The following is a 14,485-nucleotide window of genomic DNA, read 5'->3' on the forward strand; positions in this document are numbered from 1 at the left end:
CATGAAACCCCTGCAATCCCTGGTCGTGCTGTTGCTGGCCGTGGCCATCGGCGTGGTCGCCGCGCAATGGCTCGGCGCCGATGACCTCAACCGCTTCGGCGAAGTGACCCTGCGCTATGGCGGCTACGACTATCACAGCAACCTGCCGAAGGTTGCCCTGCTGACCGTGGTCGCCGTGCTGGTGCTGTGGCTGCTGTGGAGCCTGATCGCCGCACCGTTCCGTGCCTGGGGCCGCTACCGCCGCAAGCAGGGCCGGGTGCGCCTGATCGACGGCCTGCAGGCCTATGAGCATGGCCAGTGGCAGCGCGCGGAAAAACTGCTGGATGGCGCGGCGAAGGATCCGGAAGTGAGCGCGGTGGCGCTGGCCAACGCCGTGCGCAGTGCGCAGGCGCGTGCCGATGGTCCCGCCGGTGAAGCACTGCTGCAGCGCCTGGGCGAAAGCGATGCCACCCTGCAGGCGCTGCTGCGCGCCGAGCAGCTGCTGGCGCGCGACCTGCCGGTGGATGCGATCAACGCGCTGGACGTGGCAGCGATCCAGCCGCTGCCGCCGCGTGGCCTGTGGCTGCGTACCGAGGCACTGGCACGTGCCGGCCGCGCGCACGAGGCTTACGGCCAGCTCGGCGCGCTGCGCCAGAGCAAGGTGCTGCCGGCCGAATCGAACAGCGAACTGGAAGCACGCCTGGCCGCGCAGGCACTGCTGGAAGCGGCCGATGTCAATGCGCTGGCCGCGCAGTGGGAAGCCACGCCGAAGGCGCTGCGCCCGACCCCGGACGTGGTCGGTGCGTATGCCAGCCGTGCGGTTGCGTTGAGCTGGGACGAACCGGCGCTGCTGGCGTTGGAACACGCCCTGGACCAGCGCTGGGACGATGAGCTGGTGGCGCTGTACGGCCGCCTCCCAGCCGAGCGCCTGGCCACCCGCCAGGCCAATCTGGCGCGCTGGCGCAACGTGCATGACAGCTCGGCCGCGCTTCGCCTGGCGCAGGGCCGCGTGGCCCTGGCCCAGCAGCAGTGGGATGCCGCCGATACGTTCCTGCACGAGGCGATTGCCGCCGGTGCCGGTGCCACGGCCTGGGAAGCACTGGGTGAACTGTTCGCACAGCGTGGCGACCACGCGCTGGCCGCGCAGTGCCTTGCCAATGCGCTGCGCCTGCAGCGTGGCGAGGACAGCGTGGAACTGGTGCGCGGCACCGAGGCGCCGCTGCGTGCCACGGTGGAAGAGCAGCCGATCGCGATGCAACCGCCGGTGTACGACGCCAACGAAGAGCGCGACGAATTCGGCAACCCGCGGTTGCCGTGATCCCTGCCGAAGCGTGCCGGCCAACGGTCCGCACCCACCGGAGCAAGAAAAAACGCCGCCCACTGGGCGGCGTTTTCATCTGTGGAACCCGGTAGTCGCCAACCCTGGTTGGCGCTCTGACATCTTCCGAACGATGACATCGCATGGCCGACCAAGGTCGGCATCTACCACAGCAGATCCAGCGCGCATTCCCGGTAGTCACCAACCTTGGTTGGCGCGCGGTCGCAACGATCAGCGTTCGACGATCGCGACCACACCCATGCCGCCGGCGGTGCAGATCGACACCAGCGCGCGGCCACCGCCGCGTTCGGCCAGCTGCTTGGCCGCGGTGGCGATCACGCGTGCGCCAGTGGCGGCGAACGGGTGGCCGGTGGCCAGCGACGAGCCCAGCAGGTTGATCTTGTCCGGGTCGATGCGGCCCATCGGCGCATCCAGGCCGAGGCGGTTGCGGCAGTAATCCTCGCTCTCCCACGCACGCAGGGTGCACAGCACCTGTGCGGCGAAGGCTTCGTGGATCTCGTAGATGTCGAAGTCCTGCAGGGTCAGGCCGTTGCGCTTGAGCATCTCCGGCACGGCCACGGTCGGCGCCATCAACAGGCCTTCGCCGTGCACGAAGTCCACGGCAGAGACATGCGCGTCGCGCAGGTAGGCCTGCGGCTCATGGCCGTGCGCACGTGCCCACTCTTCGCTGGCCAGCAGCACGGCGGCGGCGCCATCGGTGAGCGGGGTCGAGTTGGCGGCGGTCAGCGTGCCACGGCCGGAGACCTTGTCGAACGCCGGCTTCAACGTCGCCAGCTTTTCCAGCGAGGTGTCGGCGCGCAGGATGTTGTCGCGCTCGACGCCGCGGAACGGTGCGATCAGATCGCTGAAGAAACCGCGCTCATAGGCCGCGGCCAGCTTCTTGTGCGATGACACTGCCCACTCGTCCTGCGAGTCGCGCGAGATGTTCCATTCCTTGGCCATGTCCTCGCAGTGGTCGCCCATGCTCTTGCCGGTACGCGGCTCAGCCACGCCCGGGAATTCGGGCTTGAGCTCGGAGAACTTGAAGCCGGAGGTCAGTGCACGGATCTTGTCACCGGTGCTCTTGGCACGGTTGGCAGCCAGCAGGCGCGCGCGCAGCTTCTTGCCGTACACGATCGGCACGTCGGAGGTGGTGTCCGAACCGCCGCCGATGCCCGATTCGATCTGGCCCAGCGCGATCTTGTTGGCGACAGTGATGATGCTGTCCAGCGAAGTGCCGCAGGCGCGCTGCAGGGTGATGCCGGGGGTCAACGGCGACAGGCCGGAGGACAGCGTGGCTTCGCGGCCGAGGTTCCAGTCGCTGGAGTGCTTGATCACCGCACCCATCGCCACTTCACCCAGCTGCTGGCCGTGCAGGCCGAAACGTTCGACCAGCGCGCCCAGCGTACGGACCGACATGCCGAGGTTGCCGACATCCGAATACGCGGTGTTCTGGCGGCAGAACGGAATGCGGACGCCACCGAGGATGGCGACGGGACGAGCGTTGGGCATGGAGATACCTGGCATGGATGAGGGTGTCTGCAACATGGCCTGCACGACGGAGCAGGCATAATGGAGCCAAGTGTAGCTGCCGCCCTGTGATGGGCCAACCGTGGAACCATGAGCAAACCCGACCCCGCGATGAATGCCCTTGGCGTGCTGGCCCTGGAACTGGCCGGCGGCGAAATCCCCCGCCAGGCGGTGCTCAGCGCCGAACAGGCCGGTGAACTGGCCGAACGCGTCGGCCGTGACCTGGCCAAGCAAGTGCCGCAGGTGGCCGAGCTGGACCTGGTGTTCGCCGCCGCCCATTTCGACCCGGCCGAAGTGCTGCGCCCGGGCTGGCCGATCCACCGCCGCCTGGAAGAGCTGCAGATGCGCGCACCGGGCCGCAACCAGGGGCCGCGCCTGCTGGCCTTCGGTACCGACGCCGCTGGTGATGTGCCGCTGCCGTTCCAGGCCGATGCCAGCCTGGTGGGCGGTGGCCTGCGCGTGGTGCCGTTCCTGCTGACCGGCAGCGACGTGGCCACCACCAATGCGGTGGCCGAAGCGCTGGAAGAAACACTGCTGGCCAACGGCATGGCGCATGCCGACACCGCGTTGATGGCGCAGAACACCTTCGGTGCCCGCATCGAGCACGCGCGCTATTTCACCGTGAACGACCTGGCCGCGATGATGTCGATGCAGTACGACAACCAGGGCCTGGCCGCGCTGTGGCCGCTGATCGAGACCGCGATCATGGCGCCGGGCGAAGACGAGTGGCTCAATGCCGCGCCCGAGCCGCTGCTGCGCTATACCCATGGCGAAGCACGCATGGCGCTGTTCGATCCGGCCGGCTGGTGCGCGCATTACGACCACGGCAACAACGACTGCGACCGCCTGCAGGGTATCTACGAGCAGTTCCTGATGCGCCAGCGGCAGATGGCTGCGGTGCTGGAAGCGCACGGCGTGCCGGTGCTGTTCGTGCACTGCGAAGCCGGGCAGGACGCGCGCGAGCTGCTGGCGCGCTGATCGGAAACAGCGACCGCCGCGTGTTGTAGAGCCGAGCCCATGCTCGGCTCAGGTCCACCGAAGAGCAGGTAGTGCCCGCCGCTGGCCGGCACTACCGATCAAGAAAAACGCCGGCTTGTGCCGGCGTTTTCCATTTCCGGCAAGGCCGTCCTTACGGCGCCTTCTGGATCACAGCACACGCCAGGCGTGCGCCGGCATTGCCGGTCGGCTGGGTCTTGTAGTCGTCCGCATCGGCGTGGACGATCAGGCCTCGGCCGATGATGTCGAAGTCATCACCCTTGCCGATGTTGACGTTGCTCGACACCGGGCCGTCGATGGTGGCCACGCCCTTGTCGTCGGCCTTGATGTTGGGCATGTCGCCGCCGTGGTGCGGATCGACGGCCACGCTGCCGTGGTCCTGCTTGCCCGGGTTGAAGTGGCCGCCGGCGCTCATGCCGTCCGGCGCGCTGCAGTCGCCCTTCTCGTGGATGTGGAAGCCGTGCTCGCTGCCCGGCTTCAGGCCGCTGATCTGGCCGGTCACGTGGACCTTGCCGTCGACCACCTTGAAGGTGACGCTGCCCTTGGTCTCGTTGCCCTGGGTCGGTGCCAGTTCGGCCGTGGCCGAGGCGTCGGCAGCCGGAGCTGCTGCCGGCGCTGCGGCCGGTTCGGTGGTGGCGCCCTCGGCCGGGGCGGCCGGCGGGGTTTCAGTCTGCGGCGCGGCGGGCTGCTGGTTGCAGGCCGCCAGGCCCAGTGCGGCAATGGCCGCGAACAGCGAAGTGTGGATCAGACGCATGGAATCTCTCCCTGGATGATGCCGGCAACGATCAACGGACAACCCGGATCACGCCACAGGCGATGCGGACGCCGGCATTGCCGGCGGGCTGGCTGCGATAGTCGTCGGCATTTGCATGCACGACCAGTGCACGTCCGGCGATATCGGTGGCGGCGCCTCCGCCAAGGGTAACCCCCTTGAGGTGGATATCGACGTTGGCGCGGCCCTGGGCGTCGGCACGCAGATTGTCCATGTCGCCCAGATGGTGCTTGCCGGTGCCTGCGCGGCCATGCGCGGTGCCACCGGGGTTGAAATGGTTGCCGGCGCTACTGGCATCCACCGCGCTGCAGTCGCCGCGCTCGTGGATGTGGAAGCCGGCCTGCTGCAGGGGCTGCAGTCCACCGACCAGGCCGGTGATGTGGATGCCACCGGGCTCCACCATCAGCGCGATGCGGCCGCTGACGATGCTGGCCGAGGCCGGCGAGAGGTTGGCCTCGGCCTGCTTGGCGGCGCTGACGGCCACCGGCGGTGGCGGGGTGGGCTCGGCCTTCTTCGGCGCACTGCCACAGGCAGACAGCAGCACGGCGGCGGACAACGGCAGGATGGCAAAGGACAGACGCATCGAAGACTCCTTGCAGGTGACACTACGGACGGCATCGTCCATGAACGATCAACAGTTCGGCAAGCGGGTGCGAGGATCGCGTGCAGGGACCGTTCAATGGCCCCCGCGGCGGCGCCCGGCGCCCAGCTTGCGGGTGAGGGTATTGCGGCCGAGGCCCAGGCGGGCAGCGGCTTCGGCACGGCGGCCATGGGTGATCTGCAGCGCCGCCTCCAGCAAGGCATGATCGACCCGCTCGCGCACCTGTGCGTGCAGTCCTTCCACGCCCTCGCCCAGCTGCCGGCGTGCCCATTCGGCCAGCAGCGCCTCCCACTGCCCCGGATCGGCGCCACTGGCGCTGCTGCGGCGGCCCCGCGTGCGATTCAGCGCGGTATCAACGTCGGCCACGCCGATGGTATCGGCGGCGGCCAGCGCCGCCATCCGCCAGCACACGTTCTCCAGCTCGCGTACGTTGCCCGGCCAGTCGTGCTCGCGCAGCGCCTGCAGGGCGGCGGCGGTCAACCGCTTCGGCGGCGTATCCAGCCTGTGTGCAGCGGCAGCCAGGAAGGTGCTGGCCAACTGCGCGATGTCCTCGCGGCGCTCGCGCAGCGGCGGCAGCTGCAGGCGCACCACGTCCAAGCGGTGCAGCAGATCGGCGCGGAACTTGCCCTGCGCGACCAGGCCTTCCAGGTCCTGGTGGGTGGCGGCCACCACTCGCACATCGACGCGAATCAACTCGCGGCCACCGACGCGGAAGAACTCGCCCTGTGCCAGCACGCGCAACAGACGGGTCTGCAGCGGCAGCGGCATGTCGCCGATCTCATCCAGGAACAGGGTGCCACCGTTGGCCTGCTCGAAGCGACCGATATGGCGGCGCTGGGCACCGGTGAAGGCGCCGGCTTCGTGGCCGAACAGTTCGCTCTCCAGCAGCTCGGCCGGGATGGCGGCGGTATTGAGCGCAACGAAGGGCGCCTGTGCGCGCGGCGATTCGCGGTGCAGGGCATGCGCCACCAGCTCCTTGCCGGTGCCGGTCTCGCCGGTGATCAACACCGCCAGCGGTGCCTGCGCCAGGCGGCCGATGGCGCGGAACAGGGCACGCATCGGCGGGGTGTCACCCACCAGCTGCGGTGGCTGATCGCTGCGGGTTTCGGCTGCGGTTGTGGGCGCAGCCATTGCCGGCGCCACCGCCGGCAGCACGCGCTGCGCCAGCGCCACTGCATCATCCAGATCAAACGGCTTGGACAGGAATTCATGCGCGCCGCCGCGGAATGCACCGGCGGTACTGGCAACATCGGTATAGGCCGACATCACCACCACCGGCAGCTGCGGCAGCGCGGCCTTCAGCTTGTCCAGCAACACCAGGCCACCGTCGCCCGGCATGCGTACATCGGTGAACAGCAACGCCGGTGGCGGGCCCTCGCTCAGGGCCTGCAGGGCCGGAGCGGCGCTGTCGAAATCGACCACCTGGTAGCCCGCCTCGCGCAGCGCGGTGCACAGCACGAAGCGCACGGCACGGTCGTCGTCGACCACCCAGATGCGTTGTGCGGGAGTGGAGGCGTCAGACATCGCGCGGGGCTTCCTCGGCCGGGGCGGCGCCGTTGCCGATCGGCAGCAGCAGAGTGAACACGGTATGTCCCGGGCGCGAGCGGTAGGTCAGCGTGCCGCGATGTTCGCGTGCGACCTGCTGCGCCAGCGCCAGGCCCAGGCCAGTGCCTTCGGCGCGACCACTGACCAGCGGCAGGAACAGATGCTCGGCCAGCTCCTCGGGCACGCCACGGCCGTCGTCGGCAATCTCCAAGCGCAGCGCCAGCGTGTGCAGCTGCTCGGCGATGCGTACGCCGTGCTCGACGCGGGTGCGCAGGGTGATGTTGCCGGCACCGGCCTGGATCGCGTTGCGCACCAGGTTCCACACTGCCTGGGTGAGGCGGTCGGCATCGCCATGGAATTCGGGAATGCTGGGGTCGTAGTCGCGCTGCAGGCGTACCGCCCAGCCGGCCTCGTTCTCGGCCAGGCGCAGCACGCGTTCCAGCGCGGCGTGGATGTTCAGTTCGGCGTGAGGCGCGGCCGGGGCCGGTGACAGCAGCTGGTCGAGCAGGCCGTTGAGGCGTTCGATCTCCGAACCGATCAGCTCGATCAGCTCACGTTCGCTGGCGTCACGCTGGGCGGCGCGCCGGGCCAGCAACTGGGCCGCGCCCTTCAAGCCAGCCAACGGATTGCGCAGTTCATGGGCCAGCCCCTTCAGCGCCGCGCTGAGCGCGCTGGGCAGGGCCTGGGTCGGGTCGAGCCCGGGGAACTCATCGACCGGGTGCGCCTCCAGCAACCAGCCACCATCGTCGCGGCGGCTCATCCAGCCCTCGGCGAAGCGCGGTGCCTCACCGGGCACCGCCAGCGCCAGCCGGTTCAGGCGCAGGCTGTCGCGCTCATCGCGGGCCAGGAAATGGGCCAGCGCCTCACCCTGCACTTCCAGCGCGGCCAGGGGCTGGCCGAGCAGGCGGCGGATGCTGACACCCAGCCAACGCGCGAAGGCCGGGTTGCAGCCGATGATGCGGCCATCAGCCCCAGCCCAGGCCAGCGGCGTGCCCAGGGCGTCGAGGGATGGCGGCGGTGTGGGGTCGGACATTGCACCAATGTAGTGCAAAAACCGGATCCGGGGTCAGAGTCCTTTCCGTATGGAAAGGGATCCTACCCTGCGGGGCCTGCGACGGTTACACCGGGTAGCCGGTCGCCTCGCGGGCCTTCTTCCAGGCGATGTCGAACTCGCGCGCACTGATTTCGTCGTCTTCATCGAAATCCATGAACGACACCGGCTGGTCGGCCAGCACGAAGCGGTCATCGCTCTGCCCGGTTTCATCGGCCCAGACCACCTTGGCCCCGTAGATCTCCACCTGGCGCACGATTTTTTCACCACGGGCTTCCATCAACACGTTGCCCTTGCCCAGGCTCGATTCGGCCCAGTGCTTGTAGTACTTCTTGCTGTTGGTCTTTGCGTTGGGTTTTGCGTATTTCATTGCATTGGTCCTGGCCGCAGGTGCGACCGGAAAGTTCGGAATGGCGCCATTATCAGGCATTCGCGCGCAGATCCCTTTCCTGCGGAGAGGGATCTGACCCCTGCCAAACTACTTCGGCAAGGGGGCGCCCTTCGGCCACAGCATCCAGATGCTGCCCTTCTGCTTCATGTCACCGGCCAGCTTGCCCGCGGCATCGCCGCTGCCCCAGTACAGGTCCGCGCGCACTTCGCCGGCAATCGCGCCGCCGGTGTCCTGCGCGGCCACCGGGCGCACCACCGGGCTGCCGTCCGGGCGCGTGGTGGACAGCCACAGCAGGCTGCCCAGCGGCACCACGGTGCGGTCTACCGCCACGCTGTAACCCGCCGTCAGCGGCACGTTCAGCGAACCGCGCGGGCCTTCCGGGCTGTCCGCGCTGCGTACGAAGAACACGTAGCTGGGGTTGCTGCGCAGCAGTTCCGGCACACGGGAAGGGTTGGCCCTGGCCCAGGCGCGGATCGCGTCCATGGTCACGTCCTCCTTCTTCAGCTGGCCCTGGTCCACCAGCCAACGGCCGATCGCGCGATAGGGATGCCCGTTCTGTTCGGCATAGGCCAGGCGCACCTGCGTGCCATCGGCCAGGCGAACCCGGCCCGAGCCCTGGATCTGCAGCAGCTGCAGGTCCATCGGATCGGTCAGCCAGGCCAGCACCGGGGCCTTGGCGCCCTTGGCCGCGATGGTGCCTGCATCGTCATAGGGCTTGAGCACCTTGCCATCGACACGGCCGCGCAGGCGCTTGCCCTTCAGTTCCGGGTAGACGCTGTCCAGCTGCACCACGATCAGGTCATCCGGCGTGCCGTACACCGGCACGGTGGCCTTGTCGGTGCGGGTCAGGCTGCCGGGGTAGATCGGCTCGTAGTAGCCGGTGATCAGCCCATCAGCCTGGTGCCCCCCGGCACGCAGCGCGTAGGCATCGAGGTCGCGCTGCAGGAACTGGCGGATCGCGGCAGGGTCCTTGTCGTTCACTGCTGCAGCCGTAGTGCAGGGCTTGGCCCAGACAGCGTCGTTCTTCAGGCGGGTGCAGCTGCTGCGCCAGGCAACGAAGCCGGCCTGCAGATCGGTATCGGAAACCGGCGGCAGCGCACTCCATTCAACCTTGGCGTAGGTGGCGGCAGGCTTGATTGGTGCTGGCGGTGCTTCGGGACGGGTGCCGGTGGTGCTGCAGGCCGCAAGCACGGCCAGCGCAAGAAGGCTCAAGCTCGTGCGGCTCAGGGGGGCGATGATGTCTTTCATTGCCCCAATGTAGAGGAAATGGCACGGCACCGGACCCGTCGGGTGCCCGGCGCCGCGCTCTCCCTTCAGCGTCCGCCGCTACCCAGCAGGCCACTGTTGCTGGTGGCGAACACCGGCGGCGGCACGTCCAGCATGGCATCGCTCACGGTGCGACCGGCCAGGAACTCGACGATGCTGCGGGCGATGGCGGGGTTGCCCGTCCACAACTCGTTGTGATGGCTGGCGTTGCGTACCAGCAGCGAGCGGCCGTTGCGGAAGCCTGGACGCAGTGCATCGGCGTTGGCTGGTGGCGTGCGTCCATCCAGCGTGCCGCTGATGAACAGCACCGGCACCTCGCTGCGCAGCGGGCCACGGAAGGATTCGCCCAGATCGGCCAGGCCCAGGCCGTTGCCGATGGCGGGGAACGGGAAGTTCAAGGCGTCGCCGAACAGGCTTTCGCGCGCCTGCGCCTCCACCCGTGCCAAGCGCTGCGGGCTCTGCCCGGACGCCACATCCATCGCCAGCCCCATTGCCGGGTACTCGGCGAACTGCGCACGCACGATCAGCACCAGGTCTGCCAGCGGATCGTAGTTGCCGCGCTCGGCCTCGCGCAGCACCAGCGGCAGCCACTGCTGGGTGTGCCGCTGGCCGAGCGCATTGGCGATCAGGATCTGCGCATCGAATTCACCGATGGTCACCTGGCGACCCTCGTGCATGCGGCTGCGGCCCTGCCGTGGCTGCTCACGCAGCGCCTGCAGCACGCGTGAGGCCGATCCGACCAGATCGTCGAAGCCATCCTTGCGCGCCAACTGCGCAAGCTCCTGCAGCAGCGCGTCGCTGCTCAGCGGCAGCTTCAGTGTGTCATCAGGACCTTCGGTGCCCATCAACACCACGCGCTCGAGGCCTTCACCGTGCAGTCGCACCGCAGCCAGGGCCAGATGCGTGCCGTAGCTCATGCCCCACAGGCTGATCTTCGGCACACCCAGCGCGCGGCGCAGGTCGTCAAGGTCGGCGGCGCTCTCGGCCGTGGTGTAGGCACCCAGATCAACGCCAGCCTGCCGCCAGAACGCCACGCACTTCGCTGCCGTTGCCTGCAGCGCGACCAGCGCCGTATCGCGCTGCAATGGCTGCGCATCATCGAATCGGGTCTGGTGCGGGCATTCCGGCGGCGGTTCGGACAGGCCGGCGCCGCGCTGGTCGAGCAGCAGCACATCGGTCTCGCGGCGGACCAGGTCGAACACCGGCCAGCGTGGGCCGCGCGCAGTGTCGATGCCGGAGCCGCCCGGGCCACCGGCCAGGTAGACCACGGGAGCGCTGCGACCATTGCCGCCGGTTGCACGCAGGCGTACCACTTTCAGCTGCATGCGTGGTCCATCCGGCTCGCTGTGCCGTCGTGGCACCGCAAGCACGGCGATTTCCGCAGGGATGCTGCCATGTGCCTTGGTCTGCAGTGTGTAGGGCTCGAACGCCAGTGCAGCCGGACTGGCCTGCGCGGGGGTGGCCACGGCCAGCGCCAGGCCGATTGCAGCCAGCGCGGCGGCGATGGCAGTGCGGCAACGATGGGAACTGCGGGGAAGCGTGCGGGCGCTGCGGGTCATGTCGGGCTCCGATGGAAGGACGTGCGCCACCAGCGTCTGCCCTTCCGCAGCACACGGGGCGTGCGCACCTGCCGAACGTCTCCAGGCGGCCGTCCACTGTCTCCACGCAACCGATAGGATGGCCTCCATGCAGATCCCACGAACCCTGGCTGTCCTTGCTGTGCTGCTTGCGGCCGTGGCCGTCTGGCTGCTCGTGTCGACGCCGCCACCCGGTCTGGTGCAGGTGCCGGGCGCGCAGATGGCGCTTGCGAACATCGGGGCCGCCGGCGCCGTGCCCGCGCGACCGCCGCAGGATCTGGACTGGCAGCCACTGGACCAGCGCGAGCTGGCAGGTTGGCGCGGCCCCTACTGGCTGCGCTGGCAGGTGCCAGCGCCGACCACCGCGGACGTGCATGGCCGCACGATGCGGCTGTCGCTGCGTGCCGCCAGCCAGCTGTACTGGAACGGCAACCCGTGGGTCGGCAATGGCGTGGTCGGCCGCAGCGCTGCGGAAGAGCACCCTGGACGCATCGACCTTGTGCGTGTGCTGCCTCCTGCTTCGGGCAACCGCAGCGACGAACTGATCGTGCTTGCGTCGAGCCAGCAGCAGCACTTCCATCTGCATGGTGCCGATGCGATGGTGCTGATCGCACCCGCGGCCGTGCTGTACGGCCAGATCATCCTGCCGTGGTTGATCGCCGCCTTCGCCACCGGTGCACTGGCGGCGGCCTGTCTGTACTTCCTCACCGTGTTGCGCGGCCAGACGCAGGCACCCGGGGCCCGTCTGCTGCTGGCACTGGGCGCAGTGGGGCTGGCACTGCCCGTGGTCGAGGCCTGGCGCTCCCTGCTGGGGTATCCCTATCCATGGCATGGCCCACGCCTGGTGGCACTGTTGTGCCTGCATGTGGCGGCAGCGGCGTTGCTGCCGGCCTATCTTGCACGCCGCTTCGCGGTAGCCATGCCGCGGGCCGCCTACCTTGGCTATCTGGCCGTGATCATTGCCGCCGCTGTCGCGCTGCCCGGCTTCGATACGCGCTCAGCGGCAGTGCTGCTGTCGAGCCTGATCGCCTCGGCAGGGGTACTGTTGCGCGCGCATGGCGAGTCCGAGGACCGCTGGCCGATCCTGGCCTTGCTGCTGGCCGGACTGCTGGCGCTGCTGGTCGCAGGCGGCGCCTTCCTCGATGGGCCCTTTTTCCTGCTGCTGGCGGTGCTGATGGTGTTCCTGCTGCTGCGCCACGCTGCCCAGTTGCAGGCACTGGACCGGCACAACGCTTGGCTGAGCGAAGAACGCGCGCAGCTTTCGCTGCAGCTGCTGCAACGGGGCATCCAGCCGCATTGGCTGATGAACACCCTGACTTGCCTGCAGGAGTTGATCGAACAGGCACCAGCGCGTGCCAGCCGCCTGGTGGAATCACTGGCCGACCAGTTTGATCGCCTGCGCGACAGCAGCAGCCGGCGCAGCGTTCCCCTGCAGGACGAACTGGCGCTCTGTCGCAGCCATCTGGATATCGTTGGCATGGCATTGGACCAGCGCATGCGGCTGGAGGTCGATGGCGAAGACGCGATGCTGTCGTTGCCGCCCGGCATCCTGCATGCCCAGGTGGAGAATGCATTGACCCACGCAGGTGCGCTGGCCTGCGCAAAGCATCCGTTCCACCTGCACGTGCAACGCACCAACGCGCGCTGGATACTGGAGCTGCGCAGTGCGCGGGGTTCCGCCCCACACCGTGGCCGCGGCACCGGCACGCGCTATATCGAGGCCAGCCTGGCCGCCGCCTGTCCTGGCGGATGGGCCTTCGTGCAGGGCGCCGAAGGCGACCACTGGTGCAGCCGGATCGAACTGACATGCGCATCCTGATCGTCGAGGATGAGCCGCTGGTACGCCAGCGCCTGCTGCGCCTGTGCAGTGAACTGGCAGGCGCGCGCGCGCGCTTCGACGCCGTTGCTGATCTGGAGTCGGCCGGAGATCGACTGCAACGCAGCGTCTACGATGGCCTGCTGCTGGACCTCAACCTGGGCGGCGACGATGGTTTCGAGCTGCTTCGGCGCGCGGTGGCCGGACGCTATCAGTGCGTGGTGGTGTCGGCCCATCGCGATCGCGCGCTGCAGGCATTCGAGCATGGTGTGCTCGACTTCGTACCCAAGCCGTTCTCGCGTGAGCGCCTTGGCCAGGCACTGGAACGCCTGCTCGACACCGGCGGCTCCCGCCCTGGCCGCGCGCGCTATCTGGGTGTCTGGCGGGCGCAGGGCACGGCGACCGTAGAACTTGCTGACGTGCTCTGGATCCGCGCCGACGGCGACTACAGCCAGGTGCGCATGCGCGATGGCCGCAGCGAGCTGCACGACAAGTCCCTGGCCGGACTGGGCAGCGTGCTGCCTGGCGACTTCGTGCGTTGCCATCGTTCCTATCTGGTCAATCTGCAGCATGTGCGCATGCTGCATGCAGGATCGGGCAGCCGTTACTGGCTGGTGTTGAGCGATGGCAGCGAGCTGGCCGTGGGCCGCGCGCATGTGGCGGCAATACGCGGAGAGCTGGGGATGGAGTGAGGTGTGGAAGCTGCCAGCCATGGGCTGGCACTACTGCACTTCGTGGTGGTGGCCGCGCTGCGCGCTCGCCGGGCATGGCCCGGCGCTACCCACTTCCGGGTGTTCTGCGCCGCGCGAGCATCTACGGGGTCTGCAGCAGCAAGGAATGCAGGATGCGGGCATCTTCGGCATCCAGCGTCTTCGGCAGGTCGTCGCGGCCACGGAAGCGACGGTGGAAGGCGGCGACGGTGGCCTCGCGGTTGTCCAGCGGGTAGCCAAAGCGGGCCAGCGCATTCCATGCATCGAAGCCTTCGGGTGCCGCACCATCGGCGGCGCGCGGCCACACGCCGAACCCGGCGTCGGCCAGCTGCTGCCAGGGGAAGAAGCGGCTTGGGTCCTGCTTGCGGGTCGGCGCCAGGTCGGCATGGCCGATGACCTGCCGCGGCGGGATGTTCAGCCGTTCAGTGAGATCGCGCAGCAGCACGATCAATGACTCGATCTGCGCCGGGCTGAAGGGACTGCGACCGTCGTTGTCGAGTTCGATGCCGATCGAGGCTGAATTGAGATCGGTGATGGTGCCCCAGCGCCCGGCACCGGCATGCCAGGCGCGGCGTTCATCGGCCACCAGCTGGTAGCGATGGCCATCGGCGCCGATCAGGTAGTGCGCGCTGACCCGTCCGCCGCTGTTGGCGGTACGCAGCGTGTGCAGGCTCTGCTGCACCGACTTCTGCTCGGTGTGATGGATGACGATGATGACCGGCGTGCGCGCGTTCTGGTTCGGCGACGGCACCCAGGTGGCGAGCGGATTGCGGGCTTCCTGTGGCGCGGAAGCGCAGGCGGCCAGCAACAGACAGGCCGAGAGCATCAGAGCGGTGCGGATCGGGTGCATGGCCCGATTGTGCGCGATCAGGCCGGATGATGCATGCCACGGTGCCGACCAACGGTCGGCACCCACCAGAGCAGGAGCAGTGC

Annotated in this window: 13 protein-coding genes; 4 read left to right on the top strand and 9 right to left on the bottom strand. The window is 68.6% G+C overall.

Going from position 1 to position 14,485, the window contains the following annotated elements:
* The first annotated feature begins 1 nt into the window (after position 1).
* Positions 2-1,297, top strand: coding sequence for a heme biosynthesis protein HemY (locus V9K93_RS17750; protein WP_337302958.1), 1,296 nt, complete (start codon positions 2-4; stop codon positions 1,295-1,297).
* 231 nt (positions 1,298-1,528) lie between these two features.
* Here the strand turns inward: V9K93_RS17750 and V9K93_RS17755 are convergent, their stop codons facing one another.
* Positions 1,529-2,824 carry an acetyl-CoA C-acetyltransferase gene (locus tag V9K93_RS17755; protein ID WP_136638478.1) on the bottom strand — a complete coding sequence of 432 codons (1,296 nt, stop codon included), beginning with the start codon at positions 2,822-2,824 and terminating at the stop codon, positions 1,529-1,531.
* Between the two features lie 93 nt (positions 2,825-2,917).
* Between V9K93_RS17755 and V9K93_RS17760 the strand changes: the two genes are divergently transcribed.
* The gene (locus V9K93_RS17760; RefSeq protein WP_046985376.1) at positions 2,918-3,805 is read left to right on the top strand and encodes a hypothetical protein; all 888 of its coding nucleotides are present in this window, start codon (positions 2,918-2,920) and stop codon (positions 3,803-3,805) included.
* Between the two features lie 151 nt (positions 3,806-3,956).
* On the opposite strand, the gene V9K93_RS17765 is transcribed toward V9K93_RS17760, so the two are convergent.
* The 7 genes from V9K93_RS17765 to V9K93_RS17795 form a co-directional block, all read right to left on the bottom strand.
* Entirely contained in the window at positions 3,957-4,577 is a 621-nt protein-coding gene (locus V9K93_RS17765; protein ID WP_136638477.1) for a superoxide dismutase family protein, read from the bottom strand.
* Positions 4,578-4,608: 31 nt separating this feature from the next.
* Positions 4,609-5,178, bottom strand: a complete 570-nt coding sequence (locus V9K93_RS17770) for a superoxide dismutase family protein (RefSeq protein ID WP_136638476.1) — start codon at positions 5,176-5,178, stop codon at positions 4,609-4,611.
* Between the two features lie 93 nt (positions 5,179-5,271).
* Positions 5,272-6,720, bottom strand: coding sequence for a nitrogen regulation protein NR(I) (ntrC, locus tag V9K93_RS17775; RefSeq protein WP_136638475.1), 1,449 nt, complete (start codon positions 6,718-6,720; stop codon positions 5,272-5,274).
* Positions 6,713-7,774 carry a two-component system sensor histidine kinase NtrB gene (locus V9K93_RS17780; RefSeq protein WP_046985391.1) on the bottom strand — a complete coding sequence of 354 codons (1,062 nt, stop codon included), beginning with the start codon at positions 7,772-7,774 and terminating at the stop codon, positions 6,713-6,715. Before V9K93_RS17780 ends, ntrC begins: the two co-directional genes overlap by 8 nt.
* An 85-nt stretch (positions 7,775-7,859) precedes the next feature.
* Positions 7,860-8,162, bottom strand: a complete 303-nt coding sequence (locus V9K93_RS17785) for a hypothetical protein (protein ID WP_046985380.1) — start codon at positions 8,160-8,162, stop codon at positions 7,860-7,862.
* Between the two features lie 108 nt (positions 8,163-8,270).
* Positions 8,271-9,431, bottom strand: coding sequence for a murein transglycosylase A (gene mltA / locus V9K93_RS17790; RefSeq protein ID WP_136638474.1), 1,161 nt, complete (start codon positions 9,429-9,431; stop codon positions 8,271-8,273).
* Between the two features lie 65 nt (positions 9,432-9,496).
* On the bottom strand, positions 9,497-11,008 hold the full coding sequence (locus V9K93_RS17795) for an alpha/beta fold hydrolase (protein ID WP_136638473.1): 1,512 nt from the start codon (positions 11,006-11,008) through the stop codon (positions 9,497-9,499).
* A 127-nt stretch (positions 11,009-11,135) separates the two neighbouring features.
* On the opposite strand from V9K93_RS17795, the gene V9K93_RS17800 reads away from it, so the two are divergent.
* Together V9K93_RS17800 and V9K93_RS17805 are read left to right on the top strand one after the other, a co-directional pair.
* Positions 11,136-12,845 (top strand): histidine kinase, encoded by a 1,710-nt coding sequence (locus tag V9K93_RS17800; RefSeq protein WP_136638472.1) that lies wholly within the window; start codon positions 11,136-11,138, stop codon positions 12,843-12,845.
* Positions 12,833-13,534, top strand: a complete 702-nt coding sequence (locus V9K93_RS17805; RefSeq protein ID WP_046985383.1) for a LytR/AlgR family response regulator transcription factor — start codon at positions 12,833-12,835, stop codon at positions 13,532-13,534. Before V9K93_RS17800 ends, V9K93_RS17805 begins: the two co-directional genes overlap by 13 nt.
* Positions 13,535-13,655: 121 nt before the next feature.
* On the opposite strand, the gene V9K93_RS17810 is transcribed toward V9K93_RS17805, so the two are convergent.
* Positions 13,656-14,402, bottom strand: coding sequence for an N-acetylmuramoyl-L-alanine amidase (locus V9K93_RS17810; protein WP_136638471.1), 747 nt, complete (start codon positions 14,400-14,402; stop codon positions 13,656-13,658).
* Between the last annotated feature and the right edge of the window lie 83 nt (positions 14,403-14,485).

This window comes from Stenotrophomonas sp. CCNWLW162 (assembly GCF_037203745.1).
GTDB lineage: Bacteria > Pseudomonadota > Gammaproteobacteria > Xanthomonadales > Xanthomonadaceae > Stenotrophomonas > Stenotrophomonas maltophilia_AQ.

Coding starts and splice junctions, on each gene's coding strand:
- V9K93_RS17805 (WP_046985383.1), top strand. CDS start 12,833: ATGCGCATCCTGATCGTCGAGGATGAGCCGCTGGTACGCCAGCGCCTG.
- V9K93_RS17755 (WP_136638478.1), bottom strand. CDS start 2,824: ATGCCAGGTATCTCCATGCCCAACGCTCGTCCCGTCGCCATCCTCGGT.
- V9K93_RS17760 (WP_046985376.1), top strand. CDS start 2,918: ATGAGCAAACCCGACCCCGCGATGAATGCCCTTGGCGTGCTGGCCCTG.
- V9K93_RS17750 (WP_337302958.1), top strand. CDS start 2: ATGAAACCCCTGCAATCCCTGGTCGTGCTGTTGCTGGCCGTGGCCATC.
- V9K93_RS17780 (WP_046985391.1), bottom strand. CDS start 7,774: ATGTCCGACCCCACACCGCCGCCATCCCTCGACGCCCTGGGCACGCCG.
- V9K93_RS17800 (WP_136638472.1), top strand. CDS start 11,136: ATGCAGATCCCACGAACCCTGGCTGTCCTTGCTGTGCTGCTTGCGGCC.
- V9K93_RS17795 (WP_136638473.1), bottom strand. CDS start 11,008: ATGACCCGCAGCGCCCGCACGCTTCCCCGCAGTTCCCATCGTTGCCGC.
- V9K93_RS17785 (WP_046985380.1), bottom strand. CDS start 8,162: ATGAAATACGCAAAACCCAACGCAAAGACCAACAGCAAGAAGTACTAC.
- mltA (WP_136638474.1), bottom strand. CDS start 9,431: ATGAAAGACATCATCGCCCCCCTGAGCCGCACGAGCTTGAGCCTTCTT.
- V9K93_RS17810 (WP_136638471.1), bottom strand. CDS start 14,402: ATGCACCCGATCCGCACCGCTCTGATGCTCTCGGCCTGTCTGTTGCTG.
- ntrC (WP_136638475.1), bottom strand. CDS start 6,720: ATGTCTGACGCCTCCACTCCCGCACAACGCATCTGGGTGGTCGACGAC.
- V9K93_RS17770 (WP_136638476.1), bottom strand. CDS start 5,178: ATGCGTCTGTCCTTTGCCATCCTGCCGTTGTCCGCCGCCGTGCTGCTG.
- V9K93_RS17765 (WP_136638477.1), bottom strand. CDS start 4,577: ATGCGTCTGATCCACACTTCGCTGTTCGCGGCCATTGCCGCACTGGGC.